1 protein-coding gene is annotated in these 789 nt (G+C 70.0%); it reads right to left on the reverse strand.

The window, feature by feature from the left end:
- The coding region (gene glyA, locus A5711_RS18445; protein ID WP_156744988.1) for a serine hydroxymethyltransferase at positions 1-789 on the reverse strand (789 nt) is incomplete at both ends.

The raw sequence follows: 789 nt of genomic DNA on the forward strand, positions 1-789 counted from the left end.
GACGTCGGGAGCCGTCAGCCGGTCGGCGAGGATGCGGGCGCCGGACAGGGTGCGCTGCTGCCGGTCGGCGAACTCGGGGGTGCCGGCGATCTTGAGGGCGACGGCCTTGCCCGCGATGACGTGCATCAGCGGCCCGCCCTGCTGGCCGGGGAACACCGCGGAGTTGACGGACTTGGCGTACTCCTGCTTGCCCAGAATCAGGCCGGAACGCGGGCCGCCGAGCGTCTTGTGCACGGTGGTGGACACCACGTCCGCGTGCGGCACCGGCGACGGGTGCAGTCCCACGGCGACCAGGCCCGCGAAGTGCGCCATGTCCACCCACAGCTTGGCGTCGACCTCGTCGGCGATCGAGCGGAACGCCGCGAAGTCCAGAATCCGCGGGTAGGCCGACCAGCCGGCGATGATGACCTTGGGACGGAACTCGAGGGCCTTGGCCCGCACCGCGTCCATGTCCACCAGGTGCGTCTTGGGATCCACACCGTAGAAGCCGGTTTCGTAGAGCCTGCCGGAGAAGTTGAGCTTCATCCCGTGCGTCAGGTGCCCGCCGTTGGCGAGGTCGAGGCCAAGCAGCCGCTCGCCCGGCGTCATGAGCGCCTGCAGCACGGCGGCGTTGGCCTGCGCACCCGAATGCGGCTGCACATTGGCGAAGTCGGCGCCGAAGAGCGCCTTCGCCCGGTCGCGGGCGATGTTCTCCACGACGTCGACGTACTCGCAGCCGCCGTAGTAGCGCCGGCCGGGCAAACCCTCGGCGTACTTGTTCGTCAGCACGCTGCCCTGGGCCTGCAGCAC

Source organism: Mycobacterium sp. E2238 (assembly GCF_001672665.1).
GTDB lineage: Bacteria > Actinomycetota > Actinomycetes > Mycobacteriales > Mycobacteriaceae > Mycobacterium.